Annotated in this window: 19 protein-coding genes and 1 pseudogene; 11 read left to right on the top strand and 9 right to left on the bottom strand. The window is 64.5% G+C overall.

The features are described 5' to 3' along the window. The first annotated feature begins 129 nt into the window (after positions 1–129). The 7 genes from VAPA_RS33485 (at position 130) to VAPA_RS33455 (ending at position 8,519) form a co-directional block, all read left to right on the top strand. The gene (locus tag VAPA_RS33485; protein ID WP_021004700.1) at positions 130–852 is read left to right on the top strand and encodes a VirB8 family type IV secretion system protein; all 723 of its coding nucleotides are present in this window, start codon (positions 130–132) and stop codon (positions 850–852) included. Beyond that, the gene (locus VAPA_RS33480; RefSeq protein ID WP_021004699.1) at positions 849–1,691 is read left to right on the top strand and encodes a TrbG/VirB9 family P-type conjugative transfer protein; all 843 of its coding nucleotides are present in this window, start codon (positions 849–851) and stop codon (positions 1,689–1,691) included. Before VAPA_RS33485 ends, VAPA_RS33480 begins: the two co-directional genes overlap by 4 nt. Further along, positions 1,688–3,025 carry a type IV secretion system protein VirB10 gene (gene virB10, locus VAPA_RS33475; RefSeq protein ID WP_021004698.1) on the top strand — a complete coding sequence of 446 codons (1,338 nt, stop codon included), beginning with the start codon at positions 1,688–1,690 and terminating at the stop codon, positions 3,023–3,025. Before VAPA_RS33480 ends, virB10 begins: the two co-directional genes overlap by 4 nt. Beyond that, entirely contained in the window at positions 2,994–4,142 is a 1,149-nt protein-coding gene (virB11, locus tag VAPA_RS33470) for a P-type DNA transfer ATPase VirB11 (protein WP_021004697.1), read from the top strand. Before virB10 ends, virB11 begins: the two co-directional genes overlap by 32 nt. Further along, entirely contained in the window at positions 4,135–6,063 is a 1,929-nt protein-coding gene (locus VAPA_RS33465; protein WP_230559078.1) for a type IV secretory system conjugative DNA transfer family protein, read from the top strand. Before virB11 ends, VAPA_RS33465 begins: the two co-directional genes overlap by 8 nt. A 67-nt stretch (positions 6,064–6,130) precedes the next feature. Continuing rightward, a complete protein-coding gene (locus VAPA_RS33460) occupies positions 6,131–7,333 on the top strand; it encodes an LPD7 domain-containing protein (protein WP_021004695.1) in 1,203 nt (400 codons plus the stop codon). A 469-nt stretch (positions 7,334–7,802) separates the two neighbouring features. Next, positions 7,803–8,519, top strand: a complete 717-nt coding sequence (locus VAPA_RS33455) for a TraX family protein (protein WP_021004693.1) — start codon at positions 7,803–7,805, stop codon at positions 8,517–8,519. A 71-nt stretch (positions 8,520–8,590) separates the two neighbouring features. On the opposite strand, the gene VAPA_RS33450 is transcribed toward VAPA_RS33455, so the two are convergent. The 3 genes from VAPA_RS33450 to VAPA_RS33440 all read right to left on the bottom strand — a co-directional run bounded on the left by VAPA_RS33450 (position 8,591) and on the right by VAPA_RS33440 (position 11,363). Next, entirely contained in the window at positions 8,591–9,697 is a 1,107-nt protein-coding gene (locus tag VAPA_RS33450; protein WP_021004692.1) for a relaxase/mobilization nuclease domain-containing protein, read from the bottom strand. Beyond that, the gene (locus VAPA_RS35380; RefSeq protein ID WP_230559077.1) at positions 9,690–10,268 is read right to left on the bottom strand and encodes a hypothetical protein; all 579 of its coding nucleotides are present in this window, start codon (positions 10,266–10,268) and stop codon (positions 9,690–9,692) included. Before VAPA_RS35380 ends, VAPA_RS33450 begins: the two co-directional genes overlap by 8 nt. A 522-nt stretch (positions 10,269–10,790) precedes the next feature. Continuing rightward, positions 10,791–11,363, bottom strand: coding sequence for a helix-turn-helix domain-containing protein (locus tag VAPA_RS33440; protein ID WP_041946954.1), 573 nt, complete (start codon positions 11,361–11,363; stop codon positions 10,791–10,793). A 590-nt stretch (positions 11,364–11,953) separates the two neighbouring features. Here VAPA_RS33440 and VAPA_RS33435 point away from each other — a divergent pair. Further along, positions 11,954–12,472 carry a hypothetical protein gene (locus tag VAPA_RS33435; protein ID WP_021004688.1) on the top strand — a complete coding sequence of 173 codons (519 nt, stop codon included), beginning with the start codon at positions 11,954–11,956 and terminating at the stop codon, positions 12,470–12,472. Positions 12,473–12,686: 214 nt separating this feature from the next. Here VAPA_RS33435 and VAPA_RS33430 read toward each other — a convergent pair whose 3' ends face one another. The 5 genes from VAPA_RS33430 to VAPA_RS33410 all read right to left on the bottom strand — a co-directional run bounded on the left by VAPA_RS33430 (position 12,687) and on the right by VAPA_RS33410 (position 19,342). After that, positions 12,687–15,038, bottom strand: coding sequence for a TOTE conflict system archaeo-eukaryotic primase domain-containing protein (locus VAPA_RS33430; RefSeq protein ID WP_021004687.1), 2,352 nt, complete (start codon positions 15,036–15,038; stop codon positions 12,687–12,689). Continuing rightward, positions 15,035–15,196 carry a hypothetical protein gene (locus VAPA_RS34765; RefSeq protein ID WP_155248166.1) on the bottom strand — a complete coding sequence of 54 codons (162 nt, stop codon included), beginning with the start codon at positions 15,194–15,196 and terminating at the stop codon, positions 15,035–15,037. Before VAPA_RS34765 ends, VAPA_RS33430 begins: the two co-directional genes overlap by 4 nt. Before the next feature lie 9 nt (positions 15,197–15,205). Further along, a complete protein-coding gene (locus VAPA_RS33425) occupies positions 15,206–16,108 on the bottom strand; it encodes a nucleotidyl transferase AbiEii/AbiGii toxin family protein (RefSeq protein ID WP_021004686.1) in 903 nt (300 codons plus the stop codon). After that, complete coding sequence (locus tag VAPA_RS33420; protein WP_021004685.1) at positions 16,108–17,205, bottom strand: hypothetical protein; 1,098 nt, start codon at positions 17,203–17,205, stop codon at positions 16,108–16,110. The genes VAPA_RS33425 and VAPA_RS33420 overlap by 1 nt, the downstream gene beginning before the upstream one ends. A gap of 575 nt (positions 17,206–17,780) precedes the next feature. Next, a protein-coding gene (locus VAPA_RS33410) for an IS3 family transposase (RefSeq protein ID WP_155248141.1) occupies positions 17,781–19,342 on the bottom strand; the annotation gives its coding sequence in 2 pieces (ribosomal slippage) (positions 17,781–18,913 and positions 18,913–19,342; 1,563 coding nt in all). Positions 19,343–20,330: 988 nt separating this feature from the next. On the opposite strand from VAPA_RS33410, the gene VAPA_RS33400 reads away from it, so the two are divergent. Beyond that, complete coding sequence (locus VAPA_RS33400; protein ID WP_021004683.1) at positions 20,331–21,494, top strand: PDDEXK nuclease domain-containing protein; 1,164 nt, start codon at positions 20,331–20,333, stop codon at positions 21,492–21,494. A 479-nt stretch (positions 21,495–21,973) separates the two neighbouring features. Here VAPA_RS33400 and VAPA_RS33395 read toward each other — a convergent pair whose 3' ends face one another. Further along, complete coding sequence (locus VAPA_RS33395; RefSeq protein WP_196232609.1) at positions 21,974–22,537, bottom strand: helix-turn-helix domain-containing protein; 564 nt, start codon at positions 22,535–22,537, stop codon at positions 21,974–21,976. A 226-nt stretch (positions 22,538–22,763) separates the two neighbouring features. On the opposite strand from VAPA_RS33395, the gene VAPA_RS34355 reads away from it, so the two are divergent. Beyond that, on the top strand, positions 22,764–23,084 hold the full coding sequence (locus VAPA_RS34355; RefSeq protein ID WP_021004681.1) for a helix-turn-helix domain-containing protein: 321 nt from the start codon (positions 22,764–22,766) through the stop codon (positions 23,082–23,084). 253 nt (positions 23,085–23,337) lie between these two features. Continuing rightward, positions 23,338–23,679, top strand: a pseudogene (locus VAPA_RS34760) (transposase); the annotation flags it as partial. Positions 23,680–23,772 lie beyond the last annotated feature (93 nt).

The following is a 23,772-nucleotide window of genomic DNA, read 5'->3' as shown; positions in this document are numbered from 1 at the left end:
CGATCATCCTTTCTCTGCTTACCCTTCTCCTGGCGGCATGCGGCACTCGCCCACCCGCACCGCCGGACTGCGAAGGGCCACTCACACCGATCAACATCTCGGGCGGTGTTTCCCCATCAGGAGCAGTCAATGCGCCGGGACGCCTCCCTTGAGAACTACCTGCACGAAGCCCAGAGCTGGGAACTCGACCGCGCGCGTCGGGCGGAGCGATCGACCAGGATCGCCTGGGCCGTGGCCACATCGGCGGCACTGATCGCGGTTCTCGCCGTCGCCGCCGTCAGCGGGCTCACGCCGCTGAAGGAGCCAGTTCCCGTTCTCATCCGGGTCGACAGCAGCAGCGGCATCGTCGACATCGTTCCCACCTACGAAGGCACGACCGACATCGAGCAGGTCGTGACACGCAACCTGCTGCAGAACTACGTGATTGCGCGCGAGCGTTATTTCTACGGCACCGCGGAAGTGGACTACGAATTGGTCGCCTCGCAAAACTCGCCTCGTCTCAACCAGGAGTGGGCGACCTTGTGGGCGGCCGACAACCCGGCCTCACCTCTGAATGCCTACAAGGACGGCACTTCCATCCGCGCGCAGGTGCAATCGGTCACTTTTCTCAAGCTGGAGAGCGGGAAAGACAAGCTGGCACAGGTCCGCTTCACCCGTTCGACGCGCGCAGGCGGCACCGGGGAGGAGCAGACCAGCCAGTGGGTCTCCACGATCGAGTTCGCCTATGTCCCGCCATCGGCGGACAACAAGATGCGTTCGCTCAACCCACTGGGCTTTCGCGTCGTCGAATACCGCCGCGAGCCCGAGGTCGCCCCGGTTCGCGTTGCACCCGGCAGGCAGGATGCACGATGACGCCCCAGCGCGTGCACCGCAGCTTTCCGCTGGCGATCGGACTGGCGGCAAGTCTGGCGCTTGCCGCGCCGTACGGCCGAGCCGCGACCGTGCCGGCTGCCGGCAAGGTCGATGCCCGGGTACGGGTGGTCGCCTACAACCCGGCAGACGTCATCAGCTTGCAGGGGTACGTGGGCTACCAGATCCACGTGCAGTTTGCCGAAGGCGAGGAGTTCGTGAATCTCGGCTCCGGCGACAACGGCGCCTTCGATATCGGCGCCGAGCGCAACCACTTCTTCATCAAGCCCAAGGAAGCGCGCGCCGCGACCAACTTCACTGTCCTCACGAACCGGCGGACCTATCATTTCGACTACACCGTCTCCTCCATCACGCCGGTAGGCGCTGCCACCAGGCGCATGGTGTATTCGATACGTTTCACCTACCCAGAAGACGAGGCCCGGAAGGCAGCCGAGGATCAGGAACGGCGCCGGGCCGAGGCGCGCATGAGCGAAGGGGCGACCGATCGGCCACGCAACTCCGACTACTGGTTCTGCGGGAACGATTCGCTCAAGCCCGTGAGCGCGCATGACGACGGGGCGCAAACGCGTCTGCGTTTCCACGCGCGCTCCGACTTCCCGGCGATGTTCGTCCAGAACGACGACGGATCCGAATCGCTGTTGAACTTCAACGTCGACGCGGACGAGGTAGTGATTCACCGCGTGGCGCACCGCATTGTGCTGCGGCGGGGCGGGCTGGTCGGTTGCGTGATCAACCGGTCCTTCGTCGGCGGCGGCGCGCGCACCCCCACCAACACCAGCGCAACAGGTGTGCGGCGCATCACTGTAGGAGAAGGGCCATGACCTGGATGAGCGAGCCCCGCCGCGCGTCCCGGACCGATCCCCAGGAGCCTGGCGACGCGCCCGAGATCGACCCGGACACCGGAGAGATCCTGTCAGGGCAGCGAGCCGCGGCCCCGGGAGACGGGACGTTCCGGACAGCCGAAGAGCGCCCGACGATCCAGGGCGAGCGCGCCATTCCATCGGTCAATCGCGAGCGCTCCATCCAGTCGCGCATCAGCGGGTTCCTGGCGCTGACAGCGATCATGCTGCTGGGCGCCGGATTCCTGTTCTGGTACTACAACACCCAGTATGCCAAGACCCAGGAGGCCGAAGAGGCTGCGAGAAAGACGGCTGCTGCGCGCGCCGGCGGCGAGATGAAGGTTCCGCCGCTCGGCCGCATCGATCCGCCCAGAGCGGCGCCGGAAGCAGCAGCGACCGCCGCCCCTCCCTCCCCGCCGTCACCGTCGGCGAACGGCGCCAACACGGGACCGCCGCAGAAGACACCCGAGCAGATCGCACTGGAACGACAGCTGGGCGCCCCGGTGCTTCGGCGCGCCCAAGCCGCTCAGGCGCACAGCGCCACGACGCCGCATGCGTTCGCGGATCCGGCGATGCTGTCTGCCGGCGGCGTGCCAAGCATGGCCCAGCTGATCGGTGCGCTGCAGCCGCCCCACGCCGGTTCGGCGGCACCCGGCGGCGGTCAGCTCGCCGCCAGCCTTCGGCCCACGCCGACCCCGGCGGTCGTCGCCCAGACCCTGCCGACACGGCGCATGCTTTTGCCCAAGGGCGCGTTCATCGACTGCACGCTGGAAACCGCCATCGATTCCACCTATGAGGGCATGGCCACCTGCATCGGCGCGAGCGACGTCTACGGGGCGGACGGCAAGGTCGTGCTGCTGGAGCGTGGCACCAAGTACGTTGGCGAACAGCGTGGAACGCCGCGACAGGGACAGGGCCGCGTCTTCATCGTCTGGAACGAAGCGCGCACGCCGACCGGCGTCGTGGTCCAGCTGGCTTCCCCGGGCACCGACGAATTGGGGCGCAGCGGCCTCCCCGGCTTCGTCGACACCCATTTCTGGGATCGCTTCGGTGCCGCGGTCCTGATCTCGGTGATCGACGGCACGATGCAGACGATCGCCGCCCACCAGCAAAGCGGCACCTCTGTCGGTAGCGGCGGCGGCGTGGTGCTCGCCCCCCAGGGCAGCCGCGATGTCATCACGGAGGTCCTGCGCAGCACCGTGTCGATCCCGCCGACCGTGATCAAGAACCAGGGCGAGCGAATCCAGATTCTGGTCGCCCGCGACGTGGATTTCAGGAGCGTCTATGCGCTTCGAACCGAACCGGCCATCCCTTGATGGCGAGCCCGGCGCCGCCGCAAGCGACCGGCGGCCGGCGCGGGCGCACGCGCATGACGAAGCCTCCGCAGAGCCGCCGTCGTCGCTTGCTCTCTTTCTCGGTCCGCTCGGCCACTTATTGGGTGATCCCGCGGTGACCGAGATCTGCATCAACGAGCCCGGTGCAGCCTTCGTGGAACGGCAGTCCGGCTGGACACGCGAGGCGTTGCCGTTCGCGACCTTCGACTGGTGCATGTCCATCGCCAAGCTCGTGGCCAACTTCACGCGACAGCGCATCTCGGCCAACGAGCCGCTCCTGTCCGCCACCCTCCCGGGCAGCGAAAGAATCCAGATCGTGCTGCCACCCGCAACGCTGGACCAGACCGTCTCGATCACGATTCGGCGCCCCTCGAACACGCTCTGGACCCTCGAAGAGCTGGAGAATTTGCACATCTTCGAGACCACGCGCAGTGCTCCCGCGACTCTGGCGCGGCAATCTGAACTGGCGCCCCTGCCACCCGAAGACCGGGAGCTGACGGACTTCCTCGCACGTCGGCAATTCGTGCCCTTCCTGCGACGCGCCGTCCAGCTCCGCAAGAACATCCTACTGTCCGGCGCCACCGGCTCCGGCAAGACCACGGTCGGCAAGGCGCTGATCCTCGAGGTGCCGTCCGAGGACCGCCTGATCACGATCGAGGACGTGAAGGAGCTGTCGCTGCGCAACCAGCCCAACCACGTGAGGCTCTTCTATTCGCAAGGCGCCCAGGGGCAGGCCGAGGTCACGCCCGGCCAACTGCTCGCCAGCGCCAAACGGCAACGCCCCGATCGGGTGTTCGTGTCCGAGCTTCGCACCGGCGAGGAGGTTTACGACTATCTGGTGTCCGTGAACACCGGCCACCCGGGCTCGATCACCAGCGTGCACGCCGACAGCGCGGAGATGGCCTTCGTGGCGCTGGCGCAGCTGATGAAGCGCAGTCAGGCGGGCCACGGCATGACCACGCGCGACGGCGTGGAACTGGCCCAGATGAGCGTGGACATCGTCGTGCAGTGCGCGCGAGAGCGCAGGGACGGCCTGCTGCGGCGCATCGTGCGGGAGATCTGGTATGACCCTGGCACCAAGATCCGAAGGCTTGCCTAGCCCCTTCAGAATCGCGGTCGCGCTGCTGGTGGCGGCGCTGGTCGGCATGTACGTCGCCGGCCATGCGTTCCTGATCGCGATGAATCTGCCGCCACAGCGCGCCACGCTGCTGACCCTTCACGAGTACTGGCAGGTCTACGGCGAACGGCCGGACGTGCGCCGTGTCCTCATTGCGTCGCTGGCCGGCTCCCAGGGGCTGATGCTCGGTTTGGTCGGAATTGCCATGCTGCCTCGCCGCCGGCCGCTGCATGGCGATGCCCGATTCGCGAGCCGTCGCGAGATCGCGCGATCGGGCCTCCTGAACGAGCACGGCATCATCCTCGGGCGGCTCGGCAATCGCTACCTGGTGCTTCCCGGCCAGCAGGGCGTCGCACTCGAGGCGCCGCCGCGCAGTGGCAAGGGCATCGGCGTGGTCATCCCCAATCTGCTGAACTGGCCCGGCTCGGCCATCGTCAGCGACATCAAGGGCGAGAACTTCACGCGCACCGCCGGCTTCCGTGCGGCCCATGGGCAGCAGGTGCACCTGTTCGATCCCTTGTCCGAGCGCGAGCGCTCGGCACGCTGGAACCCGCTCGGCTACGTCTCCGAGACGCCCTACCGCTGCATCGACGATCTGCAGCGCATCGGCACGATGCTCTTTCCCGATCCACAGGCCGGTGACCCCTTCTGGACCTCCTCGGCCCGATCTCTGTTCCTGGGCATCGCCCTCTATCTCTTCGAGACCAAGGGTGCCACGCGCACCTTGGGCGAGGTCCTGCGCCAGGGCATGGCCAGCGATGCCGAGGGCTTCCAGAAGCACTGGAAGCGCGTGATCGACGCCTGCGAGCGCACGGGGTACCCCTTGTCGCAGGAAGCGGTGCAGAGCCTCTACGACGTGATCGACCTGGCGCCGACCACCGCCTCCAGCATCCGCAAGACCTTCACCAGCCGCCTGGACCTGTGGCTCAACCCGATGATCGATGCCGCCACCTCGGCCAACGATTTCGACCTGAGGGAACTGCGCAAGCGCCCGATCTCGATCTATGTGCAGATCAACCCCGACAACATCGCCCGGCTGCAGCCGCTCCTGAACCTGTTCTTCCAGCAGGCGATCGGCCTGCAAACGCGGGAACTCCCCGAGAACAATCCGCAGCTTCGCCACCAGGTGCTCCTGATGCTCGACGAATTTCCGGCGCTCGGCCGCATTCCCGTCATCGCCGACTCCACGGCCTTTCTGCCCGGGTACGACGTGCGCACCGTGATCATCGTCCAGTCCAATTCGCAGCTGATCGAGAAGTACGGCATCGAGGGCGCCAAGTCGATCCGCAAGATGCTGGCCGCACGCATCGTGTTCCCGCCCAAGGAATACGAGGACGCCGAGGCCATCTCGCGCGAACTGGGAACCTGCACCGTCCGGCAGAAGAACGTCAGCCGCCCGATGTGGGGGGGCGCGGGCAAGGAGCCGACCGTGAGCATCAGCGAGCAACCGCGCCGTCTGCTGCTGCCCCAGGAGGTCAAGGAACTGGGATCGGACCGCATGATCCTGTTCTACGAAGGCCTGCGGCCGGTGCTGGCGCACCGCATCCTCTACTTTCGCGACAGGTTCTTCGCCCCACGCGAACTGCCGCCCCCACTGGTGCCGAAGCTGGACGTGCACAAGTCCAGCCGCGTCGTCGCAACCGCTCCGGCGGCGACGCCCGACGACAGGAAAGACACACCTGACACGCATCCCGGATCCATCACCAACGCCACACCACAGGGCGGTGCCTTCGCACTGACGAACAGGCAGGCCGATACCGTGGCCGGCGATGTACTGAACGACGACCTGAAACTGGACGACTTCTCGTTCGACTTCGGCGACGTGGAGATTCCCATCGAGAAGCTCAGTGACGAGGACATCAAGCGCCACGCCGATGAGTTCATGGCGCAGATCCTGGACTGATGCCACATCGAGTCGGTCGGGACAGCCCGGGGCGTCCTGCCTGACAGCACACATGAAAGGAGCCGCAATGTCCACAGACCGTTCTTCCGGAAACCAAGCTCCGAACGGGACCGAGAGCACCGCACCTTGGAATGACGCAGGCTCCATCCAGGGAGATGCGCCTGCTGCAGGCCGTGGTCATTCCCGGGTGCCCGATGCCATCGAGCGCCGCCACCTGCGCATCGACAATCGCTACTTCTTCCCGGACCGCACCCTCGCGTTCATCGACGACGGCGGCCGTCTCCGCGTGCGGACCGAGAACCGCGAGGTGCTGCACAGCGTCGTGGCGATCGCCGAAGCGCGCGGCTGGCGGGTCATCGAACTCACGGGCACTGAGACCTTCCGCCAGGGCATGTGGCACGAAGCCGCGCTGCGAGGCATCGAGGCCCGAGGCTACGACCCGACCTCGGCTGAGATCCTCCAGGTCCGGCGTGCGTTGAGGAAAAGAGCGTCGCCCTCGCACGAGAACGGACGGGGTCCGATGCCTGTGTCGCTGGACCGCGAAGCAGCAACTGTGCACCAAGGCGCCGTACCCGCCGAAGCCCCCAGCAATTCCAGTCTTCATCCACACGAAGAACCGCAAGACCGCCGATTCGAGCGCGGAGGACCAAGATCGCCTGTCAGGGGGATGCTCGTGGCGGCCGCCGCAGCACCCTATCAATTCGATCCGGCGCAGCGCATGTCCTTCTACGTGACGGTTCGCGCCGAGACCGGGGACCGAACCATCTGGGGTACGGACCTCGAGCGGGCCCTCGCAGAGTCTTCTTCGCAACCGCGCATTGGCGACCAGGTGGTGCTCGCGCAGCTCGGCACCCGTCCGGTCAACGTCCGGGTGGCAGCCCGCAATGCGGAAGGTGAGCTGGTCGGCGAAAAGAAAATTGTCGCGCAGCGTGCGCGGTGGCGCATCGAGACATCCGATCACCTTCGCGCGATGGAACACCACGCCATGCGCATACGCACCGGGGAATTGCTGTCCGATGCGACCCGGGGTCTCCCCGAACTGGCCACGGCGGCGGCGGATCTCAAGCTGGCCGAGCAGTACGCACAGCGCGTGACCAGCGATCCGTCCTCCCAGCAGCGCCTCGTACAGCTGATTCGCGAGCGGATCGCGGAGGCGCTGGCCCAAGGCCGCGCCATCCACCTTCCGGATCGACTCCCGCGCGCCGCACGCATGCATGCGCGCGAACGCACGGCCCGAAGCCGGGAGGAGTTGAGCCACGAGCGCGTCTAGAAATCGTTGGAGGCCAGGGTTGAAGCTTGCAGCGTTTCGTCCAGCCTTGCGTGCGCGTTGTTCGCGCCTCTCTCCGGTCCTGCGCTGGCGCGGAACACCATCCGAGGCGCCTGCTCGAAACTCCGGGCGCAGAGCCTATTCTTTCGGCACCGAGACGCGGCGGGGCTGTTCGGTCCTACTCCACCACCAGCTTTCCGGTCAAGGAACGCGTGCCGGTCTGCTCGAACGTGCGTCATGCCCTTGGACAGGACAAGTTCATTGTGGCGGACGACACGGACGTGCAGGCCGGTCGCCTCAACCGCACGTCCTCGGCTACACAGCGCAACGCCGAGAGCTTGTTGGTTGTACGCAATGCGCCGGCGCTCGTCGCGTGGCGTGGCGTGGCGTGGCGTGGCGCCAGCAGTGGATCGAAGGTATTGAACCACCCCCAGCGTCCTGATGCACAAGGGATTCAACCGGTCCCGCCGCCATGTCCCGAAGGCTCCAGATTCGCAACCGAGTGAAAACTCAGCCGCAGGTGAGCGCCTGGTCGATCTCGAACGGCTCGCTCGAAGCGCTCAAATGGGTCGGTCTGTTGCTCATGGCGGGCGATCACGTCAACAAGTACCTGCTGCATGAGTCGAGCCCGGCTCTCTACGCATTGGGTCGCATGGCGATGCCGCTCTTCGGCTTCGTGCTCATGGTCAACCTGACACGCCCCGGAGCGCTCGAGAGCGGCTTGCACCTGCGCGTCATGAAGCGACTGGCGATCTTTGCCCTGCTGGCGACACCAGCTTTCGTTCATCTGGTCGGCTGGTGGCCGTTGAACATCCTTGCCACCCTTTTACTGGCAACGCTGATCGTCTGGCTGCTGGAGCGGGACGGCTGGGCCGCGCGCTGCATGGCCTTGATCGCCTTCCTCGTTGGTGGCGCCGTGGTGGAGTTCTGGTGGCCGGCGCTGCTCTGCTGCCTGGGCGCCTGGGCGTTCCTGCGCAGGTCCACCGGTCTGCGGATGCTGTTGTGGGCGTTGGCGATGGCTTCACTCACTGCCATCAACGGCAACTTCGCCGCAGTGGCGGCCCTGCTCTTGATTTGGGGAGCTCGGCAGGTCGAGATTCCGTTGCCGCGCAGTCGGTGGGTCTTCTACGCCTTCTATCCAATCCACCTCTCGCTGATTGCCCTGGTGTTGATCGTCACCGAAAATTGACGCGGCGGGATGCTCCGATACCGATCCAATGCCGCAGCATGGGTCGGTCTACGTTCGAGTGCGCGTCGCGTTCACCGGGTGCGCGTTCCGGGCGGCAGAGCATCGTCGCGGTCTGGAGTTCGGCGTCTGATCTGCTCTTTCCAGTGGTCGGCCAGTCGCTGTGAGTCGGTTTGTATGTCCGGCATTCTTCCGACGAAATGATCCACTTGGTCGGCAAGATCTGCCTCGCCCCGTCTTCGGAGCGCATCCACTGTGGCACGCCAATCTTCGACCACCTCCCGCCGGGTGTTTCGCATCTTCTCTTGTCCGTCATCCACGGCGCCTCGCCCCGACCTCAGAGCCTGGAGCAGGTTCTCCAGCTTGGCGCCCATGAAGGTCGAGGTCTTCGGCGGTCGATGCCTGGCTCGGTCGGCGGGCGGCAGCTGTCCGAATGCCCGGAGCGCGCGCAGCCGATGATGGATCGCATCTCTGTACGGTTTGCGGGTCTGCCCTCGCACTTGGCGCGGTGTGGCATTGGCCGCCACGCCCTGCTCTCGCATCAGCGCGGCGAACTGCTCGCGCCACTGGCGCAGCGTTTCCTTGCGGATGTAGAGGCGCTGGCCAGGCTCGAACTCGTGCTCGCACTTGACCACCAGATGCACATGCGGGTGCGGCTGATCGGTGTGCAGCACCATGGCGTAGCGATATTGCAGCGCGAAGTTCTCGCGTGCAAAGACGCGCGCGGCTGCCAGTACCTTGTCCGGCGGCGTGCCGGCGGGCATGGACAGGACGATGTTGTGCACCAACTTCGTACGCGTGTCTTTCTGCCCCGGAGCGGGTTTCGGCTTGTACTGGCTTCTGCAAAGTTCCAGCTGCCAGTCGGCCGTGATCTCCTTGGGAGCACCCCGGCCCTGCGGCGTCAGCCCCTCGTCGGTTTCCAACTGCAGCTTGCCGTGCCGGCCGATGTAGCGCAGATGGGCCTGGACGCCGCCGACATCCCGTCCGCCCCCTGAGACCTTCACCATCACCTCGGGCGTGCGCCCCACGGTGCGCTGAATTTGCGCGATCTGGTCGGCGCCGAGGCGCAGCGTGCCGCCGGGTCCACGCCGACCGTAGCTCACGATGTCCAGGGTCATGTCGCGCGGCGCATCGGCCGCGCCGCGGCCGCTTCGTCCGATGCGCGCCGTCTGTTCAGGCATGGGCACTCCCGGCGCCGGTCTCCCAGCTGATCAGGTTGCGGCGCACAATGGCTACCGTGGCTTCGCGTGCCTCCTCGACTTCCTGCCGGACCGCCGCAATCGCTTCGCCGAGGTCCGGTGCGCCCGGCTCGGGCTGAGTGTTCGGCATGCCGAACATTCGGAGCTGCCGCCCCAGCGCGGCCAGTCGGGCGGCGGTCGCTTTGATCTGGTCCAGTTCGTTCGGCGGCAGCACGGCCGCGTCATGCACATGGTTGTGGATCAGCAGGGCGAGGTAGCTGGCTGTCTTCATCCCGCGGGAATGGGCTCGCTGTGCCGCCAGCGCGCGATCGCCTTTGCGAAGCCGCAGCGTGATGCGATCCGCCACGCCGGGGCGGTTCTCCGATTCGCCTGCAGGCCGCTGTCCACCCGAGTCCAGCCAGCTTTCGCCGTTGGTCTTGAGCACTTCGTCGACCATCTTCGCAAGCAGGCTCGACGCACTGAGGTGATGCCGCGCGGCCAGCGCGACGAAATGCGCCCTCGTCTCGGGCGACACCCGGGTCCCAATCACACTCGACGGAGAGGTCTTAGTCATCGCAACGCCATGGCTGTTAACAATGTCTGACGTCAGACTATCCTGCCCTCATAGCCGCACAAGGACTTTGCCCTCGGAATTCCAGCGTCGAGCTCACCTCGCCGTTTCGCCACTCCCGGAGCGTTGCGGGCGATCGGCAGTTCGGAGCCCTCCATCGATGTTCGGCATGCCGAACATCGATGGAGGTAGACGGAACGATCCCGCCCTCGTAGCCGCACAAGCACTTTTCCCTCGAAGTTTCGACGTCGTCCTGCGACCGCCGCGTCCAGACTGCCGGCAGCGAGACATCCATCCCGCATGCAGAACGAGTCCGCACGGCCGCCGCATGAATTTCCTCACGGCTCCATCAAGCAGAAGACCTCCGCTGTTGCGACGGTTCGAGACTTTCTCGGTGTTCGGCATGCCGAACACCAGAGAAAGCTACGGACAGAGAGGTGAATTCGGTACGTAGCGAATTCGCGGGGAAACCATCGAATGGGCATCCGCGTCGCCCCGCAGCGCGTCAGGGCCGCCAAGAACAGCCTACTCTCGCAGCGTGAACACCACGGAGAGGTAGGAGACCGGCGGGGTCTGGATGGCCTCGATCCCATGCAGCGCGGTCGCATCGAACAGCAGCGAGTCCCCCGCCCCGACCGCCACCGACTTGCCGCCGTAGCGGTACATGACCTCCCCGGACAGGAAGTACAGGAACTTGAGGCCCGGATGCTGGAAGGTCACATAGGGATCGGCGCCGGGCAGCAGCGTGACCAGGTAGGGCTCGACGAACAGGTTGCCCGACAGCAGGTGGCCCAGCAGCTCGTAGCGGTAGTCCGCTACCGCGCCGATGCGATCGACCAAGACACCATGTCCTGCGCGCACATGGCAGAAGTCAGTGCGCCGCGCCTGGTCCCCGAAGAACCGCGACGTCGGCACCCCAAGACCATTCGCGAGGCGCTCCAGTGTCTCCACCGAAGGCGAGACCAGCCCACGCTCGATGCGCGAAAGCATCGAGGCCGAAATCCCCGAGGTCTTAGCCAGCGCGCCGCCAGATACGTCGGCCGCCATGCGCAGCGACTTCACCTGCGTCCCGATGCGTACCGCGGACAGGCTGCGCACGACATGCGCCGGCTGCCGCGGCCGGACACGCGTCACCGACGCTGGCAGGCGCAACGGACGAGCCGTTGGCAGAGGCGAAGCAAGCTCTCTATGGGCCATCTTGAATCTCGCACATGAGAATGGTCAGTGAGCACCTTGTGCAAAGCATCCGGGAACGAGTGCGACACACAACAACTCGTCATATACTTTGTAGCTCTATGCCATTCTATATGTGGCAATCAGACGGTGCCAAGCCGCCGCGCTCCTCCTGTTCCGCCACCCAACTTTCCGCGTGCCTTCCGGACTGCGCGGGTCGCGGTAGGCATCCCGCAGGAGGCCTTCGACACCGTCTCATCTCGGACTTACGTCAGCATTCTTGAGAGAGGCGTAAACGTCCCGACGCTCACGAAGATCGATGCTCTGGTGCGGGTTCTGGGCCTGCACCCGTTGACTGTGCTCACGCTCGCCTACGCAAGTTCGCCGTCGCCCGAAGAAATCGGCAAACTCCAAGAACTGGTGGCAGGAGAAATCGCGAGTCTTGGGTTGTCGGCGTTCTCTCCGAACTCGTTACCCAGAGGCAAGACTCGCAGCACCAAATAAGAAGTTCGGCCATGCGCGTCAAACAGATCGAAGATCTTCCCATGGCCACAAGCGCTGAGCTGTACCAGCTCAGCTGGGTCATCGAGCAACTCATGGCCGACCCCAGGCGCATCGTGCAGGCGCGCTCGCAGCTGCACATGGGCCAACTGGTGAAGTACTGGGACTGGGGGACCGGCAAGCTGCGCGAGGCTCGCATCGCGGCGATGAAGGACCGGCAGGTCACGCTGCTCGACGAACAAAGCAAACAGCGCTTCAGCGTGCTGTACGCGGCCGTCGTGCCTATCGATGAGCAGCAGGCAGGCGCGTCACCCTCACCTGCGGCTGCAGCGCCGCTGAGGCCGCCGCCGGAGATCCATCACAAACAGGACTTCCGCGTCGGCCAGCGCGTGAGCTTCACCGACCAAGGCCTGAGGCGGCATGTCGGAGAAATCGTTCGGATCAACCAGCGCACGGCCACGGTTCACTGCGACGGACGCTCGTGGCGAGTCGCCTTCGCTCTGCTCCAGCACATCGTCGACGTCACACCTTAAACCCGTCGATCATCAACGACGGCCCTGAGCGGGCTATTACCCAGAAACATGGATGCCAACGAAGTATCTACAACGTCATACTCTCTGCCACACTGCCGACGACGATTGTGACTGGCGCCCGCTCCAATTCAAGCGTAGTTGAAACACTTGCATCTGCATCTGCATCTGCATCTGCATCTGCATCTGCATCTGCATTTGCATTTGCATTTGCGCATCAAAACAGACCTTCATTCGGCACGGTGCCGGCGTCGGTCCGATATCCCATCGCTCGGTATCCGCGCTGACGCTTATCCCACATACGCAGCAACGCGGGATGGCCGGTGTCCACGAAGTCGATGATTCGCACGTCGGCCTTGCTGACGTGCTCCCGGTGCAGGCGACCGGCGTACTGCTGCAGCGTCCCTTTCCAGGACACCGGCATGGCGAGCACCAGCGTGTCCAGCGGCGGGTGGTCGAAGCCCTCGCCAACCAACTTGCCGGTCGCCAGGAGGACCCGCGGTGCGTCGGGCGCCAACGCATCAAGGCCTGCCACCAGCGCCGCACGCTGCTTTCTGGACATCCGGCCATGCAGCACGAAGAGGTCCGACCCGAGGCCGTCGAGGGTTGCCTCAATCGCGTTGAGATGTTCCGTGCGCTCCGTCAGGACCAGTATCTTGCGACCCTGCGCGAAGGCATCGCGCACCTCGGCTGCGATGGCTTCAGTCCTCGCCTGATCGTTAGCCAGATGCTGGAATACATTCTGGATGCCGGCATCTTGCGGCAAATCGATCCGGGCATGGCGGGACCGCGGCACCACCTCCAGATCGTGCGGTGCCCCGGCCGGCGTGGCCGCCGTGTGACGGATCGGCCCGCACTGCATGAAGATGATCGGCTGCTGCCCGTCGCGTCGGAACGGCGTGGCGGTCAGGCCAAGCACGTATTTCGCCTTGGTCCGCTTCAGGATGGCGTCGATCGAGACCGCGCCGACGTGGTGGCACTCGTCGACGATCACGTGGCCGTAGTCCTCGACCAGCGGGTTCACCTCACCCCGGCGGGACAAAGACTGCATCACGGCAATGTCGATCCTGCCGGTCGGCTTGGCCTTGCCGCCGCCAATGGTGCCGACCACGGCCGTACCGACGCCCAGAAAGGTCTGCAGCCGCTCCTGCCATTGCTTCAGCAGTTCCGTGCGATGCACCAGTACCAGCGTGTTGACGCCTTTCTCGGCGATCATCGCCGCGGCGATGACTGTCTTGCCAAAGGCAGTCGGTGCGCACAGCACCCCGGCATCAAACGGCAGCATCGCAGCGACGGCGGTCTGCTGGTCTTGACGCAGATTGCCGACGAACGACACGTCCAGCGGCTGGCCCTTGAAGCGCTCGTCTCGCAGCTCACACGCGATGCCGTTCTCGCGCAGCAGCGACAGGGAGGCATCCAGACACCCGCGGGGCAAGGCGATGTGTTGCGGGTAGTTCTCGGCGCAGCCGATGACCCGTGGCTTGTCCCACACCGACACCCGCATCGCCTGCGCCTTGTAAAACTCGGGGTTCTGGAACGCCGCCAGACGGATCAGTCGATTGGCGAGGGGCTGGGGCAGTTGCGCCTTCTCGAAGTAGATCAGGTTGGCCACGGTCATCGTCAGCGAGCGGGGCATGGTTCCCGGCAACTTCTTCGACGCTGTGCTTTCGCGTTTCCAGGGCGTGGCCAGATCCTCGTCGTCAATGAAGGTGATATCCAACGGATGGATGCCACTCGTGGCCCGCAGGATGGTCGGCTCGATGTCGTGTGCGGCCATCGGCTGGAGGGAGGCCAGGAACGCCCACTGGTCCGGGTAGGGGCGCTGCTCGGCGTCGACGAAGACGCTGTAGCCCCTTTCGCGCGGCCCCTTCTGCAGAGGCAGGGCGATCAGGTTACCAAAGCCGCCTCTGGGCATCGTGTCCTGATTCGGAAACAGTCGGTCGTAGGAAGTGAGCCGGAGCTGCCGCGTGCGCTCGCAGGTGTGGCTGATGATGGCTGTGCCGAGGCGGCGGGCATCGCGCGCCGACACGCGAACAGCAAAGAACACCCAGGCATGGGCGCCTTGACCGGAGCGCGAGACCTCCAGCGCTGCTGGCACGCCCAGCCCCGCGCAAGACTGCATGAACGCCTGCGCATCGTCCCGCCATTCGGCCTCGTCGAAGTCGACGGCCAGGAAATGACAGCTGTCGTCCTCCAGCAGCGGATACACCCCGACCGTATGCTCGCCAGCCAGGTGCTTGTAGATCACCGCGTCCGACAGCGGGACGAGCAGACGATTGCCGCAGTCTCCGCACTTGATGCGCGGCTTCTCGCACACCCCGGTGCGCCACTCATTCGCGCAAGCCGGCGCGTAGCCCGACTTGCCGGTGGTCTTGCTCTCCCATCGGACGGGAAACACATCGGTACGACCGCGGAAGAGCCGTCGGAAGATAGCGACCTTCTCGTCAGTGGACAGTCTCGATGGCTCGACGGGCGATGGGGACGGCTGCTGCCGCGTCCGCCATTCGATGCCGTGCGATTCGAGCAGCGCGATCAGCCGGCTGTTCTCCGCGCAGCTTGGTGAGTTCATCGCGGTCCGCCATCGAATCCACGCTCGGCCAACAGGTCGTCCATGTTGTCGCCAACGCCGTATCCCAGGTTGTGGCCGAGGCGTCGGACAGCATCCAGGCGACCCAACAATGCGGACCTGTGCTTGTTGATGCCGACGAATATCGCTTTGATGGCCACGCAGTGTCCTTATCCGATCTGTCCAAGAAGCTGCTCGATCACGTCACTGGCTTGGCGCTGGCGCAACGCCCTCGCCTCGCGCTGCTCGGGTTCGTCGCTCTCGCCAAGTTCAAACTTGGCGACCGACACCGGGCCATCCTTGCGATACCCCTCTGTCTTTTCGTCCTGGGCGAATCGGTTGCGTAAGATTGCCAGCGAGGCCTGGATCACTGCGCCGTGCTTGCCAGCCAGCTCCTTGCGGAACGCGTCGGCGACGGCAGCCAATCCCTCGGGGGCGTGCTCGATGCAGTAGATCAGGTCGTGCGCATCCTTGCGCTCGAAACGCTGATCGAAGGCAAACGCCTTCAGGCAGGTGAAACTCACCAGGTTGGCGTGCTTGACCTTCTCGGTCGCGACGCCGTTGCCGCCCAGCAGTTCGGCCTGGATCTCGGTGAACTGATGGAGGTCAAAAACGATGGACGAGTGCGGGATATTCAGCGCGGAGATCGTGCCCTCGGTCGGCAGCGGCTGCACCTTGCCGCCGGCGATATCAGGCGCATCTGCGAGCAACTCCAACTCCAACACCATCAGCGCACCGTGTTCGGTGCGGGCTTGCCAACGCCAGGAGAGTTTCTTGCCGGCGTCATTTTCGGCGCGCTCGAAGCCCATCTTTTTGAGGTTGTCCTCCAGCGTGTGGTACGCCTCGGTGTCAGCGAGGATCTGCAGGTCGATCACGATATCGACATCGAGGGTGCCCGCATGCGCTGGGACCGCGGGCGGTCGAGCCGCGACCAGATACCTCGGGGTCAGGCCGCCGACCAAGTAGACCGAGTCCTTCCACGGCCCCAACCCGCGCAACAGCGTCACGAGGACGCGTTCGCAGTCAAGCGTGTACTGGTCGCTGTAGCCGTCGAGCGTTGCAGGTTTGGCCATCAGAAGCCGATCCTTTCTTTGCGGAGGTGCTCGGCCATTTCCTTGGAGCGACCTTCGCCGCGCAGCAGATCGAGATAGACCTGTACCGGGCTGGCCAGCCAGATGCCGTCGACTCGTTCGCGAAAGAGCAAGTCGCCCGGCGACTTCGCTTCGATGATGGCCAGGTTGGCGCCTTCATTGACCATACGTGCGCCTAGATCCCTGATGGCGGCATCGGCGCTGGAGCCGATCAGCAGCCGGGCGCGCACCTGGGATACGCTGGATAGGAATGGGGAATAGCGTTGTGCCGCAGCTTCATGACTGATCGCGTATCCGGCATCGTGGGCGTCGAAGACCTCGCCGACTCGCTCCAGCAACGCGTCCGCTTTCGTGGCCGGCACGTAGTACCGGCGAAAAGTCGGGGGTCGGATGGATGCGAGTTGCTTCACCCAAGCATCCAGCAAAGCTGTGGGCTCGCGAAGGTGGCGTTCCTTGCTCGGCCCTTGCCCGCGCGACACCAGCCAGTCGAAACGCTCAAGCTCGGTCAGCACCTGGGAGGCGGTGGCCGGTGACACCATCGCATGCTGGGCCAGCTCTTTCACGCCGAACCAGTCCTGATGTTGGATCAGCACAGCGTGAAGCACTTGCGCGCGCCGCCCGGAAAACAGGGATCGAACCGACTTCGTAAGGGTCTTGGGCGGAGGCTTGTCGATGTAAAAGTAGGCTCCTGGCGCAGGCAAATACATGCTTCCGCCACTGTCGTAGTACCCGACGCGCTCATCTCTGAGCAGTTCCTTGGCGCCGGGGGAAATGGACTCGGCGACCAGTAGTGACAGCGGTTCCTTGCCCTGCCCCCTGGGCCAGCCGTGGCTGGCCTCCCGAAACTGCCAGATCACTTGCCGAACGTCTCGCGGATAAACGGCCTTCTTGGCCTCCACCAGCAGGATGAAGGACTTGCCCGCTACCTGCAGGTCGATCTGCGCGTCATGCCCGCGATCGACGATCGAACCGATGGGCTCCAAATGAGCCAGGTCGGCACGCACCTCCGGCAGTTCTCGGAGGGCGTCGAGGAACTGCGTGATCAGTTGCTGTTCGGTCAGGGAAGACTCGAGCCTCATGGATGCAGAGGGTTATTTACTGTACAGTAAATAAGGCGATCTTAGCGAATATTCGGGGTTTCCGCAATATTTACTGCACAGCGAATAAGCCGTGCAGCGTCCAGGCGGGTGCCGTCGGCCTGGCCCCGCATCACTGCCGAACTTGAGCTGCACTTTGCGCTCTGCACGGCACAACGACATCTGGAGCCGGAGCAGATCACCGCTGTGCGCCTGCAGGGCATCGTAGACCTCGAATTTGGCGGACTCGCTGTACATATCCGCGCAATCTCGGTATTCCCGAAAGCAGTCCACCAGCTCCGCGAAAGCCTGCTCGGCCTCCCGCCCCACCTCGAACGCCGGCTCTGAGAGATCCAACCATGGTGCTCGTCTCCGCCAGCTTGGCCAACTGGCGGCCGGTCGTCAGCGGCTGCGCTGCCAGCATGACGCTTTCCTAGTTGAATTTTTCCTTTACCGCCTTGATGGTCTCGCCCGAAGGAATCGAGAACGGCTTGCTGATACGTCGATGTCCTCGAACTCGAAGGCCCGGGCGATGGCGCGTCGCGTGTCGGCGCGCGTCAAGGTAGTTGTCGCCTCTTTCATGCAGCCAGCGGCTGTATGTTGGGGTTCCTCGCATGTGCCTGAACGATGCAGTCACGTTCGGGGTTGAGAGTCACTGCGCCGATGGGCGACCAGTTGCGTGTAGGCCCTGACCATCGTGCTGGGTTGAGCGCGCGTGCACGGGTGTACAGCGCGTGGCGAGCAGCGAGGATGGCTTGATCGTCGCCGTTGTGGCGTTGCGCAGGGCTGACGTAGCGAATGCCGCTGTGTCGATGGTCATGGTTGTACCAACGCACGAAGCCGGCCGCCCAGGAGCGCGCGTGGTCCAGGTCGGCGAAGCCCCTGGCGGGGAACTCCGGGCGGTACTTGGCCGTTCTGAACAATGCTTCCGCATAGGCGTTGTCGTCGCTCACGCGAGGCCTGGAGTACGACGGCTTCACGCCCAGCCAGTTGAGCATCGCCAGCACTGTCGTGGCCTTCAATGTGGAGCCGTTGTCGCCATGCAGCACCGGCTTGGTGTCCAGGGTGGCGATGCCCTCGGCCAGCGCCGTGCGGCGCACCAGGTGCACGGCATGGTCGGAGTCGTCCGTGTCGTGAACCTCCCAGCCCACGATCTTGCGGCTGTACAGGTCCAGGATCAGGTAGAGATGGAACCAGCGCCCGAGCACCTGCGCGGGCAGGTACGTCATGTCCCAGCACCAGACTTGTCGCGGTGTCTCGGCGATGTGCGTCGTGGGAGGGCGCACGACCCTGGGCGCCTTGGCACGACCGCGATGGGCGCTCTGCCCGTGCGCGCGCAGGACGCGACTGAAGCTGGACTCGCTGGCCAAGTACACACCCTCATCGGCCAGCATGGGCACGATGCGCGCCGGCGGCACGGCAGCGAACCGCGGCTCATTGGCCACCGCCAGCAGCTGTGCGCGCTCTTCCTGGCTCAGGGCATGGCCGGGTATGGGGCGCACGGCCTGCGGCCTGCCATCGCCCGCGGTGAGGCCTTCATGAGCCTGCCAACGCTGCAGGGTGCGCACGTCGATGCCGGCGCTCTCGCAGGCCAGGCGCAGCCGCGCGCCGGCGGTGTGAGCCTTGGAGATGTTCTGGGCCACGATCCGGCGATCTTCGAGGCCGATCATTCGTCCCCTCCCTTGTGGAAGATCGCCTCGAGATTTTTTGAGAGTACCAACAGGGCTGCGGTCTCGGCCAGCGCCCGGTCCTTGCGCAGCAGGTCGCGCTCGAGCTCCTTGATGCGTTTGCGGTCGGCCCGCGTGGCCTGCGGGCTGGCACGGGCCTCTTCAGGCTGTGCCAGCGCGGCAGTGGCGCTCGATCGCCACTTGTCCAGATCGGCTGGGTATACCCCGTGCTCGCGGCACCAGGCGCTCTTGGCCGCCTCGGGCATCGCCGCCGTCGTGATCACCGCCTCAAGCCGCGCGCGCGCAGTCCATGCCCGCCCTCGGGCGGGCATGGACTGCGCATCCTCGCGCCAACGCTCCAGTGTCTCCACTCCAATGCCAACCTCGCGCGCCACTACCTCCAGCGCCGAACTCTCCGGCGGCAGCAACCTTGCTACCGCCCGGTCCTTGAATGCTTGTCCGTATCGAGCCACTCTCATCCTTCATCGCCGCCCCCGGGTTCTTGGGTCTAAGGAGGCGACAACTATTGTGACGCGGGGGGGTGTCCAGGCTGGCTGGCATTGCCTGATCGACACGCGGATCGTTCGCACATTCAGACCCGACAGCTCAGCCAATTGCTCCTGTGACCAATGACGCATTTCGCGGAACATTCGCGTCAAGACTGCCAGCTCAGCGGGTTCAGAAGCCGGGATTCCTGTGTTTTATCTTCAGTCGTCATAGGCGCTCCATAGATGGCGTTTCAATGCCGTCGGTATCGCGCCTGCAATGCCAACACGACAGTGATCCGACACCCTGCAGGGCAGGCACCCCAGCAATGAGCGTCGGCCGCGTGAATGGATGAGTTTTCAAAGGGTGCCGCCTTCCATCGACGGCTCGACCGAGACTCCGCCGCGCGAATCCCGCCCTCATAGCCGCACAAGGACTTTGCCCCCGAAGCTTCGACGTCGTCCTGCGACCCCCACGTCCAGGCTACCGAAACCGAAAATTCATTCCGCTCGCAAAGCAAGCCCACACGGCCGCTGCATAAATTTCCTCACGGCTCAATCAAGCGGAAGACCTCCGCTGTCGATACCCGTTCGAGGCTTTCTCGATGTTCGGCATGCCGAACACCGAGAAAAAGCTACGGGCAGAGAGGTGAATTCGGCACGCAGCGATTCGCGGGGGAACCATCGAATGGGCAGCGATTGCTCCCGTCCCGCGGAAAGCGGCGGCCAAAGCGATTGCTGCATCGAAGGCGCTCACCACCACCCCCTCTGGAGTTCAACCAGTCCTGGGTTCCAACGACGAGATGATCAACAACAGGCTGCCATGCAATTCCCAGGCCTTCCAAGCGCTGATGAATTGAAAGAAGTTCACGACCCCCGCACAGGGCCTCACGCAGCCCGATGCCGCATGGGTTGTTGAAGGCCTCGCGACGACGCCTACGGACTCGATGCTCGGTGGAGGCACTATATTTGCCCGGTGCCATCCTCCACCGCGCTCACCCCGTTCGACTACCCCGGCTTCGTCGCGGATTTGAAACGCCGCATCGACGGTGCGCGGCTGTCGGCCGCGCGCGCCGTCAACCGCGAACTGGTGGGCCTGTACTGGGACATCGGGCAAGCCATCCGTGAGCAGCAGACACGCCGCGGATGGGGCGACGCAGTAGTCGATCGGCTCGCGCGCGACCTCAAGGCTTCCTTCGCAGGGACGGCAGGGTTTTCCGCTGCAAGCCTCTGGCGCATGCGCCAGTTCCACGAGACCTACACCACGCCGGAGTTTCTCGCACAGCTTGTGCGAGAAAGCGGGCGCGACACGCCGCGCCCCCGGGGATCCAGAGCGCTGGCGGCCGCCCGCCAGTCAGAACTCGCACAGGCTGTGCGAGAAATGGTAGAGGCCGTGCCATGGGGCCACCATGTCAACCTGCTGTCCAAACTCGACGATCCGGCCCAGCGCCTGTTCTACCTGAAGGCCACGGCGCGCTTCGGCTGGAGCCGCAACGTACTGCTCAATCAGATCAAGGCGCAGGCCTACGAGCGCTCTCTGGCCGAGGGCAAGTTGCACAACTTCGCGCTGGCGTTGCCCGGTCAACTGGCCGAGCAGGCCGAAGAGGCGCTCAAGAGCAGCTACAACCTGGAATTCCTCGGCATCCGGCGCGAGATCCGCGAGCGCGAACTCGAGGACCACCTGATCGACCGGCTGCGCGACTTCATCCTCGAGTTGGGCTACGGCTTCTGCTTCGTCGGGCGCCAATACCGGCTCACGCTCGGGCGCAAGGAGTACTTCATCGACCTGCTCTTCTATCACCGCTTCCTCAAAGCGCTGGTGGCGATCGAGCTGAAGATCGGCCCCTTCGAGCCGGAGTTCGCGGGCAAGATGGACTTCTACCTCAACCTCCTCAACGAGAAGGAGCGCGCGAGCGACGACGCCCCGTCCATCGGGATCATTCTGTGCGCCGAGAAGGACAACCTCGAGGTGGAGTTCGCACTCAAGAGCAAGTCCAACCCGATCGGAGTGGCCGAGTACCAACTCCAGGGCAGGCTGCCGGCCGAGATGAAGGGCAAGTTGCCCACTGCCCGCCAGCTGCAGGAGGTCCTGCGGGACGGCTACCCACGCGCGGTGACCCCGGACCGTCCCATCCGGTAAAGAGACAGAGGTACCGCCACGCGGTGCACGAAGCACCATATGGGAGCCCTCGGTGCGGCTCCGTCTCGCGGGCCTCGACGACGACGCGGGACTGGCCGACTGTGATCCGCGCGTGGGACACGCGTAACAACACCTCGCATCGCAGATGGGCCCTCCGTCCTGCCCTCATAGCCGCACAAGGAATTTGCCCCCGAAGTTTCGACGTCGTCCTGCGACCGCCGCGTCCAGACTGCCGGCAGCGAGACATCCATCCCGCATGCAGAACGAGCCCACACGGCCGCTGCATGATTTTCCTCACGGCTCCATCAAGCGGAAGACCTCCGCTGTTGCTACCCTTCGAGACTTTCTCGGTGTTCGGCATGCCGAACACCGAGAAATGGAGCCGGACAGAGAGGTGAATTCGGCACGCAGCGAATTCGAGGGACTATCGAATGGGCCTCCGCGTCGCCCCGCTGCGCGGCAATGCCGCCAAGAACGGCCTACTCTCGCAGCGTGAACACCACTGACAGGTAAGAGACCGGCTGGGTCTGAATGGCCTCGATCCCATGCAGTGCGGTCGCTTCGAACAGCAGCGAGTCGCCTGCCCCCACCACAACCGACTTCGTGCCATAGCGGTAGGTGACCTCCCCGGACAGGAAGTGCAGGAACTTGAGGCCGGGATGCTGGAAGGTCACATAGGGATCGGCGCCGGGCAGCAGCGTGACCAGGTAGGGCTCGACGAACAGATTGCCCGACAGCAGATGGCCCAACAGCTCATAACGGTAGTCCGCCACGGCACCGAGGCGATCGACAACAACGCCCTTCCCCGCACGCACATGAGAGAAGTCCGTGCGGCGCGCCTGATCTCCGAAGAAGCGCGACACCGGCACATGCAACCCCTGCGCGACGCGCTCCAAAGTCTCCACGGACGGTGACACCAGACCACGCTCGATGCGCGAAAGCATCGAGGCAGAAATCCCCGAGGCCTTCGCCAGCGAACCAGCCGACATCTCAGCCGCCATGCGAAGCGCCCTCACCTGCGCACCGATGCGCGCCGCGGACATGCTGCGCACGACCGGCGTTGACTGCCGCGGCCGGAAATGCGTCACCGAGGCGGGCAGCCGCAACGGTCGTGCCGTTGGAAGAGGCGAGGCAAGCTGTCGACGCGTCATTGGAATTTCGCTGGCAAACCGCGATGCGGATTGCAAATTAAAAGATTCGCACCAAGAGTAGGTGTATGAGTTAAAGATAACGTGGTTTTAATTGTCTCCAAATCCGAGCCTTCTGTCCATGCAGAAGCAAGTCACTCGGAGAGGAAGGCCACTTGGGGCAACAACATTTGAGGCCGAGCCCGCTCTTGCATTTGGCGCCGTCGTGAGAGCGCTGCGAACGGCAGATGGCATCGGACAGGAAGCATTGGCCCACCAGGCAGGCATCGAACGGTCGCACATGGGGAAAATCGAGCGTGGTGAACACATGCCAACACTCGCCATGATCCTGCGCATCGCGAACGCTCTCGGTCGTACTGCTGGCGAACTGCTGCTCGAGACCGAGTCCGTTTTGACCGAGCAGCAAAATGCGCGGCAGCAGTCGCAAGCAACGGACTCTTAATCCGTAGGTCGAGTGTTCGAGTCACTCAGGGCCCACCACCAACAAGCGCGTAATCGCTGGAAAGCCTGCTATCGAATTGGTAGCAGGCTTTTTTCATTGATAAGACCGGTGACAGTCTGGTGACAGAATCGTCGCGATTGCCACGTCTGGGATCTTCCAACCGGAAGGCCTCATCACAAGACAACGTGTTCGAATTTGTTCGATTGACGCCGCAGCTCGCCTGCCGGTCCGCGGGGTCGTCACCGTTGCCCTGCTCCCGTTGTCGCTCGTCGTGACCGGAGCCAATGAGCATGACCTGACGCAACTCGATGCCGTGCTGCAAGCCATCGTGGTCAAACGCAAGAGGCCAAGCCAGCGGCGCAGCAAGCACCTGTGTGCCGATGGCGGTTACCGAGGCCGGCGCGCGTTGCAGATCATCGAATCGCATGGCTACATTCCTCACGTCGTTGATCGCAGCAAGGAGGCCGATGCCAAGCGGCGCGACCCCACGAAGAGGGCACGGCGCTGGGGGGTCGAGGTCTGCCACAGCTGGTTCAATCGCTTTCGCAAGCTGCTCGTGCGATACGAGAAGCTCGAACGCAGCTTCGTCGCCCTCATCCGCAAGGTTTCGCTATGGCTCGGTCATGCCAGTATCCAGACGACCGAGATGTACACCCGTGCTGACCCGTCCATCAGGCTCGAGTCGCTC

Origin of the sequence: Variovorax paradoxus B4 (genome assembly GCF_000463015.1) — a bacterium.
In the GTDB taxonomy this organism is placed as follows: domain Bacteria; phylum Pseudomonadota; class Gammaproteobacteria; order Burkholderiales; family Burkholderiaceae_C; genus Variovorax; species Variovorax paradoxus_E.
This window is presented reverse-complemented; position numbering and strand designations above follow the sequence as displayed.

Coding starts and splice junctions, on each gene's coding strand:
- VAPA_RS33485 (WP_021004700.1), top strand. CDS start 130: ATGCGCCGGGACGCCTCCCTTGAGAACTACCTGCACGAAGCCCAGAGC.
- VAPA_RS33480 (WP_021004699.1), top strand. CDS start 849: ATGACGCCCCAGCGCGTGCACCGCAGCTTTCCGCTGGCGATCGGACTG.
- virB10 (WP_021004698.1), top strand. CDS start 1,688: ATGACCTGGATGAGCGAGCCCCGCCGCGCGTCCCGGACCGATCCCCAG.
- virB11 (WP_021004697.1), top strand. CDS start 2,994: ATGCGCTTCGAACCGAACCGGCCATCCCTTGATGGCGAGCCCGGCGCC.
- VAPA_RS33460 (WP_021004695.1), top strand. CDS start 6,131: ATGTCCACAGACCGTTCTTCCGGAAACCAAGCTCCGAACGGGACCGAG.
- VAPA_RS33455 (WP_021004693.1), top strand. CDS start 7,803: ATGTCCCGAAGGCTCCAGATTCGCAACCGAGTGAAAACTCAGCCGCAG.
- VAPA_RS33450 (WP_021004692.1), bottom strand. CDS start 9,697: ATGCCTGAACAGACGGCGCGCATCGGACGAAGCGGCCGCGGCGCGGCC.
- VAPA_RS35380 (WP_230559077.1), bottom strand. CDS start 10,268: ATGACTAAGACCTCTCCGTCGAGTGTGATTGGGACCCGGGTGTCGCCC.
- VAPA_RS33435 (WP_021004688.1), top strand. CDS start 11,954: ATGCGCGTCAAACAGATCGAAGATCTTCCCATGGCCACAAGCGCTGAG.
- VAPA_RS33430 (WP_021004687.1), bottom strand. CDS start 15,038: ATGAACTCACCAAGCTGCGCGGAGAACAGCCGGCTGATCGCGCTGCTC.
- VAPA_RS33425 (WP_021004686.1), bottom strand. CDS start 16,108: ATGGCCAAACCTGCAACGCTCGACGGCTACAGCGACCAGTACACGCTT.
- VAPA_RS33420 (WP_021004685.1), bottom strand. CDS start 17,205: ATGAGGCTCGAGTCTTCCCTGACCGAACAGCAACTGATCACGCAGTTC.
- VAPA_RS33395 (WP_196232609.1), bottom strand. CDS start 22,537: ATGTCCGCGGCGCGCATCGGTGCGCAGGTGAGGGCGCTTCGCATGGCG.
- VAPA_RS34355 (WP_021004681.1), top strand. CDS start 22,764: ATGCAGAAGCAAGTCACTCGGAGAGGAAGGCCACTTGGGGCAACAACA.